The sequence below is a fragment of the Dolichospermum sp. DET69 genome, from assembly GCA_017355425.1.
In the GTDB taxonomy this organism is placed as follows: domain Bacteria; phylum Cyanobacteriota; class Cyanobacteriia; order Cyanobacteriales; family Nostocaceae; genus Dolichospermum.
Genome location: CP070233.1, coordinates 1,403,680 through 1,420,609, shown reverse-complemented (window position 1 = coordinate 1,420,609; position 16,930 = coordinate 1,403,680). Strand labels below are relative to the sequence as shown.

The window sequence follows — 16,930 nt, the reverse complement described above, 5'->3', positions numbered from 1 at the left end:
GTGAAAATTAAATGTGCGTTTCCTATAACCTTTGTAGAGACGTGACCTGGAACGTCTCTACATTCTTTTCTGGAGATGTCTCATGTAGGTTGGGTTAAGCGATAACGCAACCCAACACTGCTGATAAAAATGTTGAATATGTTTTAAATATATCCTATTAACCGTTTTCATTTTTGTACTTTATTAAAAACATTACCACCCTATTATAGCGGTTCTCAGTCGGATGAAATACAATCGAGGGCGGGGAAACCCCACCCATACAGGGTTCGTAATTTAATAACTGTATTTAATCTAAGTGCATACTGCTATACAAGCATCTGTAATAGTGTGGATTTGCATACTATAACTATTGTAGAGATTTTAAATACATACCAGCATAATTTCCTATCACATTCATAAAAATAAAATTGTAACGAAAACTACAAAATTGATATCTTTCCCAAAAAGGAGGGTAAGCTAACAATATCAATCCGGTTTACGAAGATACTGTGATGAGGAGTAAGGATTATGGTTACAACATCTCTCCCGCTTATGGAAACTCAATCTTCAGCCTATATTTGCCCGTATGATCAAGCCTGTAGCTATTTAGAATGGGCTGCCAAAGAATTAAAACTAGATCAAGGTATAGTAGAAATACTAAGTCATCCTCGGAAAGTTGTCACAGTTTCCATTCCTATCAAAATGGATAATGGGGAAGTGCGAGTTTTCCCAGGACATCGCGTCCAACATTCCGATATTTTAGGCCCCTATAAAGGTGGTATTCGCTTCCATCCAGCAGTGACACTGCGGGAGGTATCAGCCCTAGCCATGCTGATGACCTGGAAATGTGCATTGTTAGGTATTCCCTATGGTGGTGGCAAAGGGGGAATTCCCATAGACCCCAAACAATTCAGCGTAGGGGAATTAGAACGGATTAGCCGTCGTTATATTAGTGAATTAATTAAAGACATTGGGCCAGCAGTAGATATACCTGCTCCAGATATGGGGACTTCATCTCGGGAAATGGCGTGGATGATGGATACCTACTCTGTCAATGTTGGTCATTCTGTACCTGGTGTGGTAACAGGCAAACCTTTATCTATTGGTGGTTCTCTAGGACGAGAAATGGCGACTGGACGCGGTGTGATGATTATTGTCCGTGAAGCACTGGCAGATCACGGTAAATCCCTTGTAGGAGTTAAGGTAGCCATTCAAGGTTTCGGTAATGTGGGCGGGGCTGCGGCGGAATTACTACACCAAGAAGGAGCAAAAATTATTGCTGTTTCCACTGGTGCAGGTGGTGTATTTGCTGAAGATGGTCTTGATATTCCCGCTGTCAAAGCTTATGCTGCTGCAAACCACCGCAGTGTAGTAGGTTTCCCCCAAGGGACAGCCATTAGTAATGCAGATTTACTAACTTTACCTTGTGATGTCTTGATCCCCGCCGCTTTGGAAAACCAAATTACCGAAGAAAATGTCCATCAAATCAAAGCCCGATTTGTCGCGGAAGCTGCTAATGGTCCGGTGACATTAGAAGCTAACCAAGTGCTAGAAGCAGAGGGTGTGACTGTTTTACCAGATATTTTAGCCAATGCTGGGGGTGTGGTGGTCAGTTATTTAGAATGGGTACAAGGTCTTTCTTACCTGTTCTGGGATGAGGAACGAGTCAACCGGGAAATGGAACATTTGATGGTTCAGGCTTACCGCAAGGTGATTCATGAGTCACAAGCACGGGGAGTAAATCTGCGCTTGGCTGCTTATACTTTAGGTGTAGGTAGAGTTGCCCAAGCATTGAATGATCGGGGTTTGTATCCTTAGATAGGGCTTGCTGAAAATTAAATATACATTTCCTAGAACCTTTGTAGAGACGTTCCATGGAACGTCTCTACATTTTTTTCTGGAGATGTCTCATTAATTATCGAGAAGCAACTTGTGGATCTGCCCAAATGCTACCTCTTTCACCAAAAGTTACAGGCTGATCCCCTTCTGCTGAGATATCTACAGTTTTACCATCATTAGCCACTTGTAACAAAGGCCAATTTTCCTCACCTAGTTCACCAGCACGGAATAATACACTATTAGGCTGCTTTTTACTCCAACCTAACAAAATGGCTATTTTTTCGTGATCATCTTGTGATTGCACAGGATTAACTACCTTGAGATGATTCTGTTGACGATTCCAAATTACAGCCTGATCTGTCGCATCTGCTGTATTGAAAATAGCTACAAATTTACGGGCGAGAAAGCGATCGCCTTTTTCAGACCAACTCACAGGCACTAATACCCCAATTTTACCATCACTATCTGGGTTTACTGGTAAATTTGCCTGCCTATTTAATAGGGGATCAATCACCACACTGGTTGATGTCATCACCCGTAACTGCTTAGTTTGTCTATCTTCCACAAACAACACGCTATTAACTCGGCTATTGTGCATTTCGGGTTTTACTTCCATTTGCACCCGGCTATAAATCGCATATTTGCCATCAGGAGAAATTACAGGAATACTCCGGTAGTAGCGGACACCAGAACCACCTTTACCACCAACCGCTTCCTGAGTAGCCATAATCCATTGCCAAGGGATAGGATGGGGACTACCTATAGGATCAGTTTGTACCATCTCTGACTCATTTGGCTGTTCACTTACAGGTATTTCTCCATTTCTGGGAGTAACTGTTGATGTTGCCAATTCTTTAGATTCGGAATTCCCACTTACTGAAGAATTTAAATCAGCTTGTACTTTCGCGTCTTCTAGTTTTTGGCTGGGATTAACTTGATTAACAGATGTTTGTGCGAGAAATTGTGCAACATCAACTGATGGTACAGTTTCGCTGACAACATTATTCCCCACTTGAGAATTTGCTCTTTCTGCCCCTGAAATAACTATATCTTTTGGTAATGAATGTATTCCTTCCCCAACAGATATTTTTCCTGTTTGAGAGTTAACTTGAGCAAATTGGAAATTTAACTGCCTAGGAGCAGCACCTTCTGCCAGTTTTTCCTGAGATTTGCCATTTCCTGCACTAATATTTGCTACTTTTGATTGTTTCGCTAAAGTAGCATGAAGAGACATCCCTGCGAAAGGTGAAATGACAATAACAATGGCAATGTACTTAAGAAGTGGTTTAACACGGAACCATCCTGACACCAAAAGGGGTTTAAGCATGATGAGACTCTCTATAGGGCAGTTGCTAAGTGCGGGCAGTATCTATACAGGAATGGAAAAAGCTATGACTATATGTATATCAACAAACCAAAAGCTTTTACGAAATAATTTATGCAAATGTTGCATTGCTTTACAAAAACTTTAGTGTCACCATTTACCCCTGATAATCTTTACATAATATACAATCACGACGGGCTTAAAGTGAACAGTAAATTACATCTGTTAATAAATACCGTCATTATTGATAGTTTAAGTCACAGCCATATCCAATTTAAGTGGAATATAGATATGTTTATAACAATCATGACTAAGTTTATAAGTGACCGAAGCTATTAGCCAAAGTATAGAAATGCTGTTTAAAACAGTAGCTGTTATAATAGATATAACAGCACACCCTTTACCTAACTAAAACTTATCTATAGCCATCCTAAATGATTCCTAAAAAACAGATAAGCAGTGTAGGGTGGGCAATGGCCACGTATCTATATTTCAAAAACCAAATAGGATTCCTAATATTACTAGAAACTTTAGATTAACTGATGCACAATAAACAAAAACATTAAATACATACACCCAAACCCATAAACTGCAAATTACCCTCGTAAATGCTGCGATTAAGCAAAGGCAATTTATTTTAAACTGGGGCAATTATCGAATAATTTTGATTTAGTAAAGAATTGGACAACTGTAAAACACAGCTAGACATACAAAACCTGTCAATAGTAGATGCAAATGGAGGTAGGTTTGCGATCCCAAAGCATCGCTGAACTAATTACCCAAGGTATTATAGTTTATCGAGACTGTTTCTGCTTAACCAATATTTAACACTATACCATCAAACTGTGAAAATTCATTGCCGATGATCAAAAAATCCTCAACATTATCCTCGGAATATTTCAGATGTTGCCGTTGTCAGTAATGAGGAACACACTTACTATTGATTGATGACTCATAACTCGTAATTGACAAGTAATAACTAATGAAGATAGTATTTTTTGGCACTCCTGACTTTGCAGTTCCTACGTTAGAAAAACTCTTGGAGAATAAGGATTTTCAGGTAATTGCCGTAGTTACTCAACCGGATAAACGCCGAGAACGTGGGAATAAACTGACACCTTCACCAGTCAAAGCCTTGGCGACAAACCATCATATCCCAGTCTGGCAACCTGAAAGAGTCAAAAAAGATGTTGAAATCTTAACACAACTCAAGCAGATAGAAGCAGATGTATTTGTAGTTATTGCTTATGGACAAATTTTGTCTAAGAAGATATTAGATATGCCAAAGCTGGGTTGTATTAACGTACATGGTTCTATTTTACCTCAGTATCGAGGGGCTGCGCCAATTCAGTGGAGTATACATAATGGGGAAAAAGAAACCGGGATCACAACTATGCTCATGGATAAAGCCATGGATACAGGGGATATACTCTTAAAAGCGACTACACCGATTCAATTACTAGATAATGCTCAGATTTTAGCCGAAAAGTTGGCTCTCACTGGTGCGGATTTACTCATAGAAACTCTGTACAAACTAGAACGTCAGGAAATCCAACCCATTCCCCAAGATCATACAGCAGCCACTTACGCATCTTTGATTCAAAAGCCAGACTACAATTTAGACTGGGGACAAAGTGCTATTCAATTACACAATCAAATTCGCGGATTTTATCCTAACTGTATTGCTACCTTTCGCAACCAACCATTAAAGATTACTGCTACTGTCCCCATAGATGCTGCGTATATTCAGGAATTACCAGAGCCGTTACAAGAAAAAATATACAAAACACCTAACCTATCAATCATATCAGGTAAATCAGGAGAAGTGGTGAGTATTACTAAAGGACTAGGAGCAATTGTCCAAACAGGGAAAGGTTTATTGCTATTGCTAGAAGTGCAGCTAACTGGTAAACGTCCCCAGTCAGGATGGGATTTTGTTAATGGGACTCGGTTAACGGTGGGTGAGGTAATTGGTAGTCATTAGTCATATTTCCCCCTGCTCCCTACCTCTGTTCCCTAATTTTCATAGAAACGGCAAGTATTACAGGGGCCCTCTGGGTTAACTGCACAACGAATAATTTCTGAAAGAGCATTATAGTTGCAGGTAGCATCACCAATCACCCAACGTCCCTCTACTAAACTTTGCTCTTCTGGTCTTTGGGCCTTTTGTACATAAATAGCGATATTGTGTAAACTATAGCGTCCTCCTTTAAGCTGATATCTATGGCAACGCTCTAAGACTGCGTAGGTTTGTCCGTCAAAATCAAGATAGTTTCCCGGTTGAGGTGTCCAATCAAGTTGCAATTTACCCAGAGACTGATGGGGATGTGTCAAAATTATCTCAGTTGGTAAAGAATTTAGCTCCATAATTTGGTTAATGTGATTTGATTTACATATAGAGTATAGTATCGCAACATTTTGGTAATATTTTGCTTAGACTTATATATTTCACAAAGCTATGGTCTTAAATATATAGTTTCTAATTGTATTTAAAATTGATGAAAAAAGAATGAGCGTATTTGTGAGCGAGGCTGAAAGTTAATATTTCATCACAACCAGATAAAGACGAATCAATATATAGATTGAAGATTATAGGTATGATAAATTACTTCCCAAAAACGACTCTTAATTTACACATCTTTACAATTTGCCATGTTGGGAAGAGTGTTAGTTGGGTAAACACTTGATGGCGATGTTGCTGATTACAGCCAGATAACAGCGATCTTGGTAGATAAATTATTCAAGGTGTCTATTACGTTGTTTAAAGTTATGTAGCCTTTTACTTACAAGCTATCAAGCCCTGGGGTAAACTATGCCTTGATTATGATTATTTCCCTCCAGAAGAACACCCGCAAGGAGCAGCTTTTTCAATGTCTCATACCGTAAAAATCTACGACACCTGCATTGGCTGTACACAATGCGTCCGCGCTTGCCCTACTGACGTACTAGAAATGGTTCCTTGGGATGGCTGTAAAGCTGCTCAAGTGGCTGCTTCTCCCCGCACTGAAGACTGTGTTGGTTGTAAGCGTTGTGAAACTGCTTGCCCCACCGACTTTTTGAGCATTCGCGTTTATCTAGGTGCTGAAACAACTCGCAGCATGGGCTTGGCTTACTAAGAATTCCTAAATTCTGGGTAGTTTAGTGCTGAGGAATGAAAATGGGAGAAACATTCAGATTCTTCCCTCATTCCTCAGCATTTTTGTGTAAGGAGTCAGTAGAGGCGTATTGCAATACGCCCCTACAGGAGTCACCGAGTCAGGAGTTAATAAACCACGTATCCCTGACGGGACCGGAGGGATATAGGAACGAAGAACACGAAGGAAGAAGAAAGAAGTTACCCAATAACTAATGACTAATGACTAATGACTAATGACTAATGACTAATGACTAATGACTAATAACTAATGACTAATGACTAATGACTAATGACTAATGACTAATGACTAATCTGCTTTTATTTGCTAAAGTGGCTGATCTATCCCAGCAACTATACTTAAAATTTAATCATCCTGAAACCGGAGTAGTTTAAGCAATGTGTGGAATAGTTGGATATATAGGAACTCAGGCAGCGACAGATATTTTACTGGCTGGACTAGAAAAACTAGAATATAGAGGTTACGATTCGGCAGGAATTGCCACCATTTTGGAAGGTGACGTGCATTGTGTGCGGGCTAAGGGCAAATTGCTTAACCTGCGTTCTAAACTGGCACAAATCGAAAATCCTGCCCAAATAGGGATTGGCCACACGCGCTGGGCAACTCATGGTAAACCTGAAGAGTATAATGCCCATCCTCATCTAGATACGGCGTTGCGGATAGCGGTGGTGCAAAATGGGATTATTGAGAATTATCGAGAGTTGCGGGAACACCTGAAGGCGCTAGGACATGAATTCCGTTCGGAAACCGATACAGAGGTAATTCCCCATTTAATTGCTGAATGTTTAAAGCATACTTCTGAAAATCTTGCTTCCCCTTCAATGTTTTTAGATGCGGTGCAGGATGCTGCAAGTAAGTTGCAGGGAGCTTATGCAATTGCTGCTATTTCTGCTGACTTCCCTGATGAGTTGATTGTAGTCCGCCAACAAGCTCCTTTAGTCATTGGTTTTGGACAGGGTGAGTTTTTCTGTGCTTCTGATACCCCGGCAATTGCCCCTTATACCCGCGCTGTATTGTCCCTAGAAAACGGCGAAATTGCCCGTTTGACTCCTTTAGGCGTGGAAGTGTATAACTTTGCTGGACATCGCTTGAAAAAGCATCCCCGCACCCTGAACTGGAATCCCATTATGGTGGAAAAACAGGGATTCAAACATTTTATGCTCAAGGAAATCTATGAGCAACCGGGAGTGGTACGGGATTGTTTGGAGGCTTATTTCCCGACAGGAGAGAACGCCCAAATCACTCCTGAATCACCAGTAAAATTAGATTTACCAGCGGAATTTTACGCAGATTTAGAACAAGTTCAAATTGTGGCTTGTGGTACAAGTTGGCACGCTGCATTAGTGGGTAAATACTTATTAGAACAATTGGCAGGAATTCCTACACAAGTACAATATGCTTCAGAATTTCGCTATGCCCCATCACCGCTAACGGCTAATACTCTGACTATTGGCGTAACTCAATCTGGGGAAACTGCTGATACTTTAGCAGCTTTGTCTATGGAAAAAGAACGCCGTCAAGGTAAGGAAGCTAAGTATCAAGCGCGACTTTTGGGGATTACTAATCGTCCAGAAAGTAGTTTGGGGAATATGGTTGCAAATATTATCAATACCCATGGGGGAATTGAAATTGGTGTGGCTGCAACGAAAACTTTTGTGGCACAATTGATGGCGTTTTACGCTTTGGCGTTAGATTTGGCTTATCGTCGTCAGGCAATTAGTGCATTAAGATTCGAGGAAATTCTCACGGGTTTACGTCAGCTACCAGGAGAAATTGAAGCAATTTTGGAAACTCAAGAACTTTATATTGAGCATTTAGTACATGATTTTGCAGAAACGAAAGATTTTATCTTTATTGGTAGAGGAATTAATTTTCCAATTGCGTTGGAAGGGGCTTTGAAGTTAAAAGAAATTAGTTATATTCATGCGGAAGGATATCCTGCGGGAGAAATGAAACATGGTCCAATTGCGTTGTTAGATACTAAAGTTCCAGTTGTAGCGATCGCGGTTCCTGGTAATGTATATGAAAAGGTAATTTCCAATGCCCAAGAAGCAAAAGCTAGAGATTCTCGATTAATTGGGGTAACTTCTGTTAAAGATGGTGAAGCGGCAGAAATCTTTAATGATTTAATTCCGGTTTCGGAAGTGGAGGAAATTCTTTCACCAATTCTTACAGTTATCCCGTTGCAATTGTTAGCTTATCATATTGCGGCGCGGCGGGGTTTGGATGTAGATCAACCAAGGAATTTGGCGAAATCTGTAACAGTTGAATAATGAACCTAGTAGGGGCGTATTGCAAATGTGGAGGAATAAAAAAGTTGGAAAACAAATAAAAAAGTTGGAAAATAAATAAAAAAGTTGTACAATTTCTCCTATGGGTGTATCTACCAATCATCCAAAGGAGAATTTTTTGTGGGTAGGAGTAGGCGAGACTGGACACAAGATAAATTTGAACGTTACATAAAGGAAGGTCGTGGTCAGGGTAGTGGCAGCAATTATCAACCCTGGATCAAGATACAGGATTTTCCCTCAAAAGGTAGGGTTTCTAGGCCACCCGGCTGGAAAACTAATCGTGAACATCATCTTTTATCTGATCACGAGAGGCGGATGTTTTATGTCTTCGAGTGGTCAGATGTCGTAATAGATACAAGAGAGCAATTTCCACTACTCGATCTTGATCTTATAATGAGTATTGCAGAAGATATGGGATTCAAGTACCCCAAAGATCCCAATAGTGATACTCCCTACATTTTAACCACTGACTTTATGCTGTCTGTGAAGGAAAATGGAAAAAATGTACAAAAGGCCAGAACTGTCAAGCAAGTAAAAGATATAAGCAGCACATCTGTCGCTAATAAATTCGAGTTAGAAAGACGTTATTATGCTGCTAAAGATATTGACTGGGGAATAATCACTGAGAAAGAAATCCCAAGGCTTTTAGCAGAAAATGTTGAGTGGGTACATTCTGCTTATAAATTAGAAGCCACTAATGAAATAAATATTGAAGAACTGCGCGATATTGCACAAATTTTAAAATCAAGGCTTCAAGAAAGTGATACTACTATCAATCGAGTAACCACTAGCTTAGACAAAGAGATGAATTTAGAATCTGGTACATCACTTTATATTTTTAAGCATCTGATTGCTAGAAAAGAAATACTTATGGATATGTTAGGGACTAAAATTTCTAGCTGTCCTTCTACCACAGTAATCCAAAAAATTGTTTTTTAGATTTTATCATTGATTATGGATAGCAATTTATTTGTCAACGATTTAATAGAATGGACTAACGAATCTAGTGAAAACTTGATAGAGAGAATTATCTGGATTGATGAAGGGTACATAATTGCCTTTGTTCTTGATATCAATGCTGATAAAGGATTTCCTGAGCCTAAAAATATTACAGCGACAATAGAAGCTATTCATGATGGTCGAGCTTTAAAACTCAAATCAGATCCTTGGGCAAGAATAGTAAGAGATGAAGATTTATCAGATAAAGAAAAAGAAATTAGAGATAAAGCATGGAATATAATCTCAACCTTAGTTATTCAAGAACCAGAAATATACTATCGAGATAAACGTGGTTCTCTTATAAAAAATATTATTAATCAATATACTAAACAGAAGCAGGAGGAAAGACTAACTGAAAAAACAGTTTATAAATATTTGAGAAAGTTTTGGCAAAGAGGTAAAAATAAAAATGCTCTTTTACCTGACTATGTTAATTCAGGTGGCAAGGGTAAACTTAAAGCTTCGGGAGATAAAAAAAGAGGTAGACCAAGAAAATACGCGCATATTTCTGAAATAGGTTCGGGAATAAATATAACTGAAGATGATAAAAAAGTATTTAGGTTTGCCATATCTAAATTCTATAATAACCCAAAGCAAAATTTTCTGACTACGGCTTATAACCTAATGATAAAAGAATATTATGCGGAAGAAATTATTTTTGATGAGAATGGTGTTAGAAGAAGTATTTTAATTTCACCAGAGCAAAGACCCACATTTACTCAATTCAAATACTGGTACGAAGTAGAACAGACAGATATTAGGAAGACAATAATTTCTCGAAAGGGAGCTAAAAAGTATGATCTAGAACATAGAGCTATTCTGGGAACATCCCAAATGGAAACTATCGGACCAGGTTCTCGATACCAAATTGATGCCACTATAGCTGATGTATACCTAGTTTCTCAATACAATCGTAATTGGATTATTGGTAGACCAATTATTTATGTAATTATTGACGTTTTCAGTCGGATGATCACAGGTATTTATGTTGGGTTAGAAGGACCATCTTGGACAGGAGCAATGATGGCTCTAGCTAATGCTGCTACAAATAAAGTGAAGTTCTGTCAAGAATACGGTATAGAAATTACAGAAGAAGAATGGTTGTGTCAACACATTCCAGATGCAATTTTGGGTGACAGAGGTGAACTTGCAGGAATGAAAGTAGAAACATTAATTCCAAATCTTAATGTTCGCATAGAAAATGCTGCTCCTTATCGAGCAGATTTGAAGGGATTAGTCGAAAGGCATTTTCGTATTATTCATGGGTATGTTAAGCCATTTGTTCCTGGTTATATAGATACAGATTTTAGGCAAAGAGGAGGGCATGACTATCGTTTAGATAGCAGATTAGATATCAATCAATTTACTGAAATTGTTATTAATTTAATTCTTTACCACAACAATCATCATTTCTTAGAGAAGTATGATAGAGATGAGATGATGATTGCAGATGATGTCACTCCCATACCTAGAGAGTTATGGAAATGGGGAATTGCCAATCGTTCTGGTAGACTTAGAACATTTCCTGAAGATATTATCAAACTAAATCTTATGCCAGTGGATAGGGCAACTATCACTGCTCGTGGAATTAAATTTAAAGGAATGTACTATACCTGTGAAAAAGCTAAGAAAGAATATTGGTTCGAGAAAGCTAGAAGTAATTTACTTTCTAAAACAGATAAATTTTTAGAAATTTCTTATGATATCAGAAATCTCGATTATATTTATCTACGTTCCCCCGATGGCAGAGATTTTGAAAAGTGTTACCTCATAGATCCTGAAGCAAGATATATAAATAAAAATTTGCATGATATTGAATATTTGTTTGATTACGAAAAATTACAAAATCAGAAAAATAAAGGTAAAGAATTGCAAGAAGAAGTTGATCTATTTGCTAATATAGAAAATGTGGTTAAAAAAGCTGAGGCGATGACGGAGGAAGTTCAAGATGATAAGATTAGTGCTAGTAAAAAAGTAGCGAAAATTAGAGATAATAGAAATTTTGAAAAAACTAAACGCCGTGAAAGTGAGAGTTTTGAACTAGCAAAAGTAGAAACTCCAAATACCATAGAGCCTATAGAGGTTATAGAGACAAAAATTGAAGATACTGAACAGCCTCAGTCATTACAACCCAACCATCTAGATATTCTCAAACAAAAACGACTGGAGCGCAAACGTGGAAAGAAAGAATGATTTTAAATGGGTAGAAATCCCCAATGGTGAATGGGCTGCTCTTGCTAAATACAACGATCATCAGTTACCTGAATATAATAGCAACCCATTAATTCAGGCACTACCTCCCATTCTATCAAAAGAAGAGTTTGTTGATAGAGTTATAAAATCGCCTGATTATAACCCTGCTGAAAGAGAAATAGAGGCTCAATATAGGTTTCATTGTATTGAAAGATTATCCAGATATTTTGATCCACAAAATAAAACAGTCGAACTACAGAAAGTAATTTGTGTTTTAATCATGCAAGGCTACTTAGCTCGAAACATTTTAAAACCAGATTATGCTCGTAGATCAAGACAAATTTATGATGCTATAAAAGATGGTGGTGGTAAAACATTAGATAATTATGTTGATGTTCCTACTTCTGCATCAGGGTTGACATTGATTGGACCATCAGGTATGGGGAAATCAACTAATCTCCTGAATATTCTTGCTTTATATCCCCAGGTTATTCTCCACCCAGAACAAAGCACTTTTCAGATTGTTTGGCTAAAAGTTGATTGTCCCCACGCAGGTTCTTTGAAAGGTTTATGTGTTGATATTTTTCTTGCTATTGACAGACTTTTGGGTACTAATTACTTCAAAAAATTTGGTTCTAGAGGTAACTCAGAAGATTATATGCTGGCTCAAGTTGCCCAAATTTCTCATACTCACAACTTAGGGGTTTTGGTTATAGATGAAATGCAAAATTTAGTTAATGCTAGAAGGAATAAAGATGATTTATTGAATTTTTTAGTTAAAATGGATAACACTATAGGAGTTCCAGTAATTCGGGTAGGAACAAATGAAGCTTTTCCAATTTTACAAGGCAACTTCCGCAATGCTAGACGAGGAACTGGGGAAGGAAGCGTAATTTGGGATAGAATGTTGCAAGACGATGAATGGGATTTCTTCATGGAAGGAATATGGGAATACCAATGGACAAAAACTTCTGTATCATTCTCTAATGAAATAAATAAATATTTTTACTCTGAATCTCAAGGTATTATTGATATTGCTATCAAACTTTATAAGATGGTTCAATGGAGAGCTATTTCACTAGGTGGTGACGAAAAAATTACTGTTGACTTAATTCGACAAGCTGCTAAAGATGGACTATATTTAGTCAAACCGATGTTGGACGCTATCAGATCAGGTGATCAAGAGTGGATGCTTAAATATAAAGATATCGCTCCTTTAGATACGACAGAATACTATAAACAATGTTTATCTAATTTAGAAGGAAGAGACTTAAAAGAAATTCGCAGATTAGCCAGAAAAAAACAAGGTAATACTGTTTCACCTAAGCTTAATTATGTAATTATTGAACTTTTAAACTTGGATGTGGAAGCATCTACAGCTAAAGAGTGTGCTGAGATAGTTGTTGCATCTAATGAAGATGATGAAGATATTACATCATTAGTCAAGAAAGCGTATACTCTTGCTTTAAGTGGTGGACAGTCTCAGGTAAGTCCTACTAAAACAACCACATCCAAGACCAAGGTAAAACCAAAATATCAAACCGATGATATGCGGCAAATTGTTGAGAAAGCTAAGAAAGATCAAACTTCTGCCTATGAAGATTTGAAATCATTAGGAATTATCAAAGATCCAGTACAGGATTTTATTAAAACCTATTAAATTATATGCTAAGTTTTTTTCCTAAACTTTATCCTGATGAGCTTTTATATAGTGGTTTGGCTAGATATCATATTAGAAGTGGTAATAAAAGTTTTAGGCAATCACATTTGGAATTGTTCCAATCATCTTTACAAAAAGGAAGACTGATTTTACCAAATAACTTAAATAAACTAATTAAAATTTTACCTTTTGGAACAAGTATTACTATAGAGAATATTATTCAAGGTCATACATTATATCCTTTTTATACAACTTTCCTTACACAAAACGAAGCTTGGTTGCTGAAAGATGTAATGAAGAAACAAGTTAATCAGTCAATTTTTCAGGTAGCTAAGGTAGCTTTAAATTCAACAGATAACTTAAAATTTTTAAGATTTTGCCCTTTATGTCTGGAAGAAGATATGAAAAATTATGGTGAAGCTTACTGGCATAGAACTCACCAATTTCCTAGTGTAATGGTATGTGCTATTCATAATGTTTTGTTATATGATAGCTTAGTTTCCTTGAAAAGTGCTGGTATAAACTATTATGCTGCTCACTTAGGAAACTGCCTAATTAATCAACAAAACAATGATAATACTGAGCAATTTTTACAACAACTCTTAATGATTGCTAGGACTACTTGTGAACTAATTAACCTCAATTTCTCTTTTAAAGGTTTGGCTTGGCTTCGTAGTCAATATAAGTCTTATTTAGTAAAGCAAAAGTTTATGAGTCTCTTACCTGGTGGTAAGTTTATTTTTCAAGACCAATATTTTTCAGATTGTATGGTAGATTTTTATGGTTATAACTGTTTAAAGGCAATAAACCCAAATCTTCTCAAAAAGCCAGACACTTTTTTTATTAATTGTCTGCTGTCCTGTGATATGAACCAAGTGATAGATAGAACTACGCATATTTTAATAATAAAATTCTTAGCAACTTCTATAGAAGATTTTTTCAAATAACTCATTTTAAATAAAATTTATAGAATATAGGACTCCTATTTGATTTTTGAAAAAACCTCAGTACACCTTCATATTCTCGAATCCCCTTGCCTCTTGCCTTCCTACGGAGGAAAATTCAGGAATCAAACCGGACTCCTATATATTAATTTTTAATTCAAAAAAATAATTAGCTTTACATTAATTAAAATTTGCATTGCGGTAAAGATTCAGTAATGGGGTAATCTAAAAAAATAACTTTAGATTGTCTCATAGTTAGCGATTTTTAAAGATACGGGATGAAAAACATGAGTAGCAATTTCAGCCTACAAACTTGTAAAAGTTCAGTGCAGATGTATCCAAATGAAGCTTTAAACCCTCAGTTAACCTACGTGGATTTAAGTTTCAGTATAATTGGACAAACTTTGCCTATAGATCATGGCTATGGGTTATATGCTGCTCTATCGCACATAAAATCCCAAATTCATGCTCTGGATAACCTCAGTATTCAAACTATTCCAGGCATTCCTGATAAACAAGGTTTGCTTCAACTTCAACTTAATGACCATTCTAGACTAAGGATGCGGCTACAAGCAGAAAAAATTCCCTTGGTTTATTCCTTCGCTGGAAAATCACTGACCATTGGCAAGCATTCTATCCGCTTGGGAATCCCTCAAATTTACTTGCTGCAACCTGTGGAAAATTTGCGATCGCGCATCGTGGTAATTAAGGGTTATGAACAACCAGAAACGTTTTTAGCAGCAGCACAACGCCAACTAGAAAAACTGGGTATTCAAGGAACAGTTCGCATTCCTACTAACACAGATGGACAGCCAGAACGTAGAACTATCAAAATCAAGAAGTTCACAGTTGTAGGTTTTAGATTAGAGGTGAAAAATCTCAGTGATGAAGATTCATTGATGCTGCAAGTGTACGGTATTGGCGGAAAACACAAAATGGGTTGTGGAGTATTTGTCCCGATCAAAAATAGCCGATAGGAATTACTGTTATGCCGATAGTTGAGAGTTTAGTTAAGCCAAAAATCCAGCTAAATTTAAGCGATTCTAATATGACATGGTTGCATGGTGCAGGCATGGCAGGACTTTGGATGACTCTCAAGCAGTTAGAGAAAATTTATCCTATATGTACTCAAAGAGTTGGTAATTTAACTTGGTCACTTACTCCTCGAAGCATTAGCCTTTTTTGGGAAGGGCAAGATTTTATAGTCTTAGACTGGTTATTAAAGCAATCTTTTCAGATTAGCGATAATGGATTAATCTTTCTCATGGGTTTAAATAATCCACTAGATTTACAAACTCAGATAGTTATCCATCAAGGTATTACAGCAACATTTTTACAGCACAATAAGTTTTTTAAGTCCGCAGGTACAGCATCTAGTCTAATTACTATTGATAAAATTAAATTTCTAGTTAAGTATAAAAAAGCTGCTTATTATGCAAATCAGCACTTTGCTAAACATCTCTGTGATAATCATGGACAATTCTTAAAAAATCCAATTGGTGTAAAAGGTTGGTTATATCCTGGATGTGTAGTTCGTCATTATGCCTTTGAAAAAGAAACCACGTTTAAAGAAAAACCAGAATATGCTCTAATTTTATTATTTGCACCTATGGCGTGTCAGTATTTTGCTTTGCTATCGCCCATTTCTCCTGACGAGACACAGTATGCTCTAATTATTCCTAAAGTGCTGGATTTAGAACTATATGCCCAGTATTATTGGCAATTAGAGAACTTGAGTTACAAATATTTCCATGCCTCTAGCATAGGAGATGCTGGATTAAAATTTTTGACTTACGCTAACGCTGGAGAAATGAATCAGCTTAATCCAGTGAAGCAATGCCAAGTAATACTATTTGGAACAGCAGATTGGTCTGAACGACAAAAAACTCGTATAGAAATCGCTATAGTTGAATTAAACGAAAAAATTGACTATTACTATCAAATCAGCCGTAGATATTTTGCAGATACAGGCTTTTTTCAGTACAAAAATCAAAATTGTCTTTATATCAGTTTTGTTCGGGGAATGATAGCAGATAATTTAGCAAAAGGTTTCCCCTGGTGGTCTAACTTTTATATAAAGATAAAAAATAAAAATCTATTAAACCAAATTTTTAAAGAACACAAACAAATATACAATATGATTCAAAATTCAAACTTTGATTTTCCTAGTCAAAAGCTTTTTATCCTAGCTTGCCATGAAGCATTAAGGAAAAGATACGCCAAAATATATTCAAATACTAAGGAAGGAGATTATGCACAAATAGAACGTGAAAACAAACGACTTGTATCTCAATTAGGACGCTGTACTAATGCAGATAATTTTAGAAAATTTATTGCTGAATTTTGGGGTAAAGCAGGGCAAATCTCAATTTTACAGGAACATTGGGAAGAACTACTACCTATTACCACCGGAGCAACTAATTGGCAGATAGCTAGAGATTTAACGTTTATTGCTATTGCCAGTTATCAAAAAAGAAAAGAACCTGGATTAGAAACGTCAGGAAAATCTGAAAGTTAATCACACTTTTACATAATTAAATAATTGA

Annotated in this window: 12 protein-coding genes; 10 read left to right on the top strand and 2 right to left on the bottom strand. The window is 37.0% G+C overall.

The annotated features are described in order from the left end of the window. Positions 1–507 precede the first annotated feature (507 nt). On the top strand, positions 508–1,797 hold the full coding sequence (locus EZY12_06840; GenBank protein QSX69344.1) for a Glu/Leu/Phe/Val dehydrogenase: 1,290 nt from the start codon (positions 508–510) through the stop codon (positions 1,795–1,797). Positions 1,798–1,894: 97 nt separating this feature from the next. On the opposite strand, the gene EZY12_06835 is transcribed toward EZY12_06840, so the two are convergent. After that, on the bottom strand, positions 1,895–3,145 hold the full coding sequence (locus tag EZY12_06835) for a hypothetical protein (GenBank protein ID QSX69343.1): 1,251 nt from the start codon (positions 3,143–3,145) through the stop codon (positions 1,895–1,897). A 979-nt stretch (positions 3,146–4,124) separates the two neighbouring features. Between EZY12_06835 and EZY12_06830 the strand changes: the two genes are divergently transcribed. Further along, positions 4,125–5,126, top strand: coding sequence for a methionyl-tRNA formyltransferase (locus EZY12_06830; GenBank protein QSX69342.1), 1,002 nt, complete (start codon positions 4,125–4,127; stop codon positions 5,124–5,126). A 32-nt stretch (positions 5,127–5,158) separates the two neighbouring features. Here the strand turns inward: EZY12_06830 and EZY12_06825 are convergent, their stop codons facing one another. Then, on the bottom strand, positions 5,159–5,509 hold the full coding sequence (locus EZY12_06825; protein QSX69341.1) for a hypothetical protein: 351 nt from the start codon (positions 5,507–5,509) through the stop codon (positions 5,159–5,161). Positions 5,510–6,012: 503 nt separating this feature from the next. On the opposite strand from EZY12_06825, the gene psaC reads away from it, so the two are divergent. The 8 genes from psaC (at position 6,013) to cas8a1 (ending at position 16,902) form a co-directional block, all read left to right on the top strand. Then, positions 6,013–6,258: a photosystem I iron-sulfur center protein PsaC gene (gene psaC / locus EZY12_06820; protein ID QSX69340.1), complete on the top strand. Its 246-nt coding sequence runs from the start codon at positions 6,013–6,015 to the stop codon at positions 6,256–6,258. 416 nt (positions 6,259–6,674) lie between these two features. After that, a complete protein-coding gene (gene glmS / locus EZY12_06815; protein ID QSX69339.1) occupies positions 6,675–8,570 on the top strand; it encodes a glutamine--fructose-6-phosphate transaminase (isomerizing) in 1,896 nt (631 codons plus the stop codon). Positions 8,571–8,708: 138 nt separating this feature from the next. After that, a complete protein-coding gene (locus EZY12_06810) occupies positions 8,709–9,527 on the top strand; it encodes a heteromeric transposase endonuclease subunit TnsA (protein QSX69338.1) in 819 nt (272 codons plus the stop codon). A 15-nt stretch (positions 9,528–9,542) separates the two neighbouring features. After that, the gene (locus EZY12_06805) at positions 9,543–11,780 is read left to right on the top strand and encodes a transposase (protein QSX69337.1); all 2,238 of its coding nucleotides are present in this window, start codon (positions 9,543–9,545) and stop codon (positions 11,778–11,780) included. Next, entirely contained in the window at positions 11,731–13,440 is a 1,710-nt protein-coding gene (locus tag EZY12_06800) for an ATP-binding protein (GenBank protein QSX70550.1), read from the top strand. The genes EZY12_06805 and EZY12_06800 overlap by 50 nt, the downstream gene beginning before the upstream one ends. A 5-nt stretch (positions 13,441–13,445) precedes the next feature. Next, on the top strand, positions 13,446–14,387 hold the full coding sequence (locus EZY12_06795) for a TniQ family protein (GenBank protein ID QSX69336.1): 942 nt from the start codon (positions 13,446–13,448) through the stop codon (positions 14,385–14,387). 329 nt (positions 14,388–14,716) lie between these two features. Beyond that, the gene (gene cas6 / locus EZY12_06790) at positions 14,717–15,361 is read left to right on the top strand and encodes a type I-MYXAN CRISPR-associated protein Cas6/Cmx6 (GenBank protein QSX70549.1); all 645 of its coding nucleotides are present in this window, start codon (positions 14,717–14,719) and stop codon (positions 15,359–15,361) included. A gap of 11 nt (positions 15,362–15,372) precedes the next feature. Beyond that, a complete protein-coding gene (gene cas8a1 / locus EZY12_06785) occupies positions 15,373–16,902 on the top strand; it encodes a type I-MYXAN CRISPR-associated Cas8a1/Cmx1 (protein QSX69335.1) in 1,530 nt (509 codons plus the stop codon). Positions 16,903–16,930: the final 28 nt, after the last annotated feature.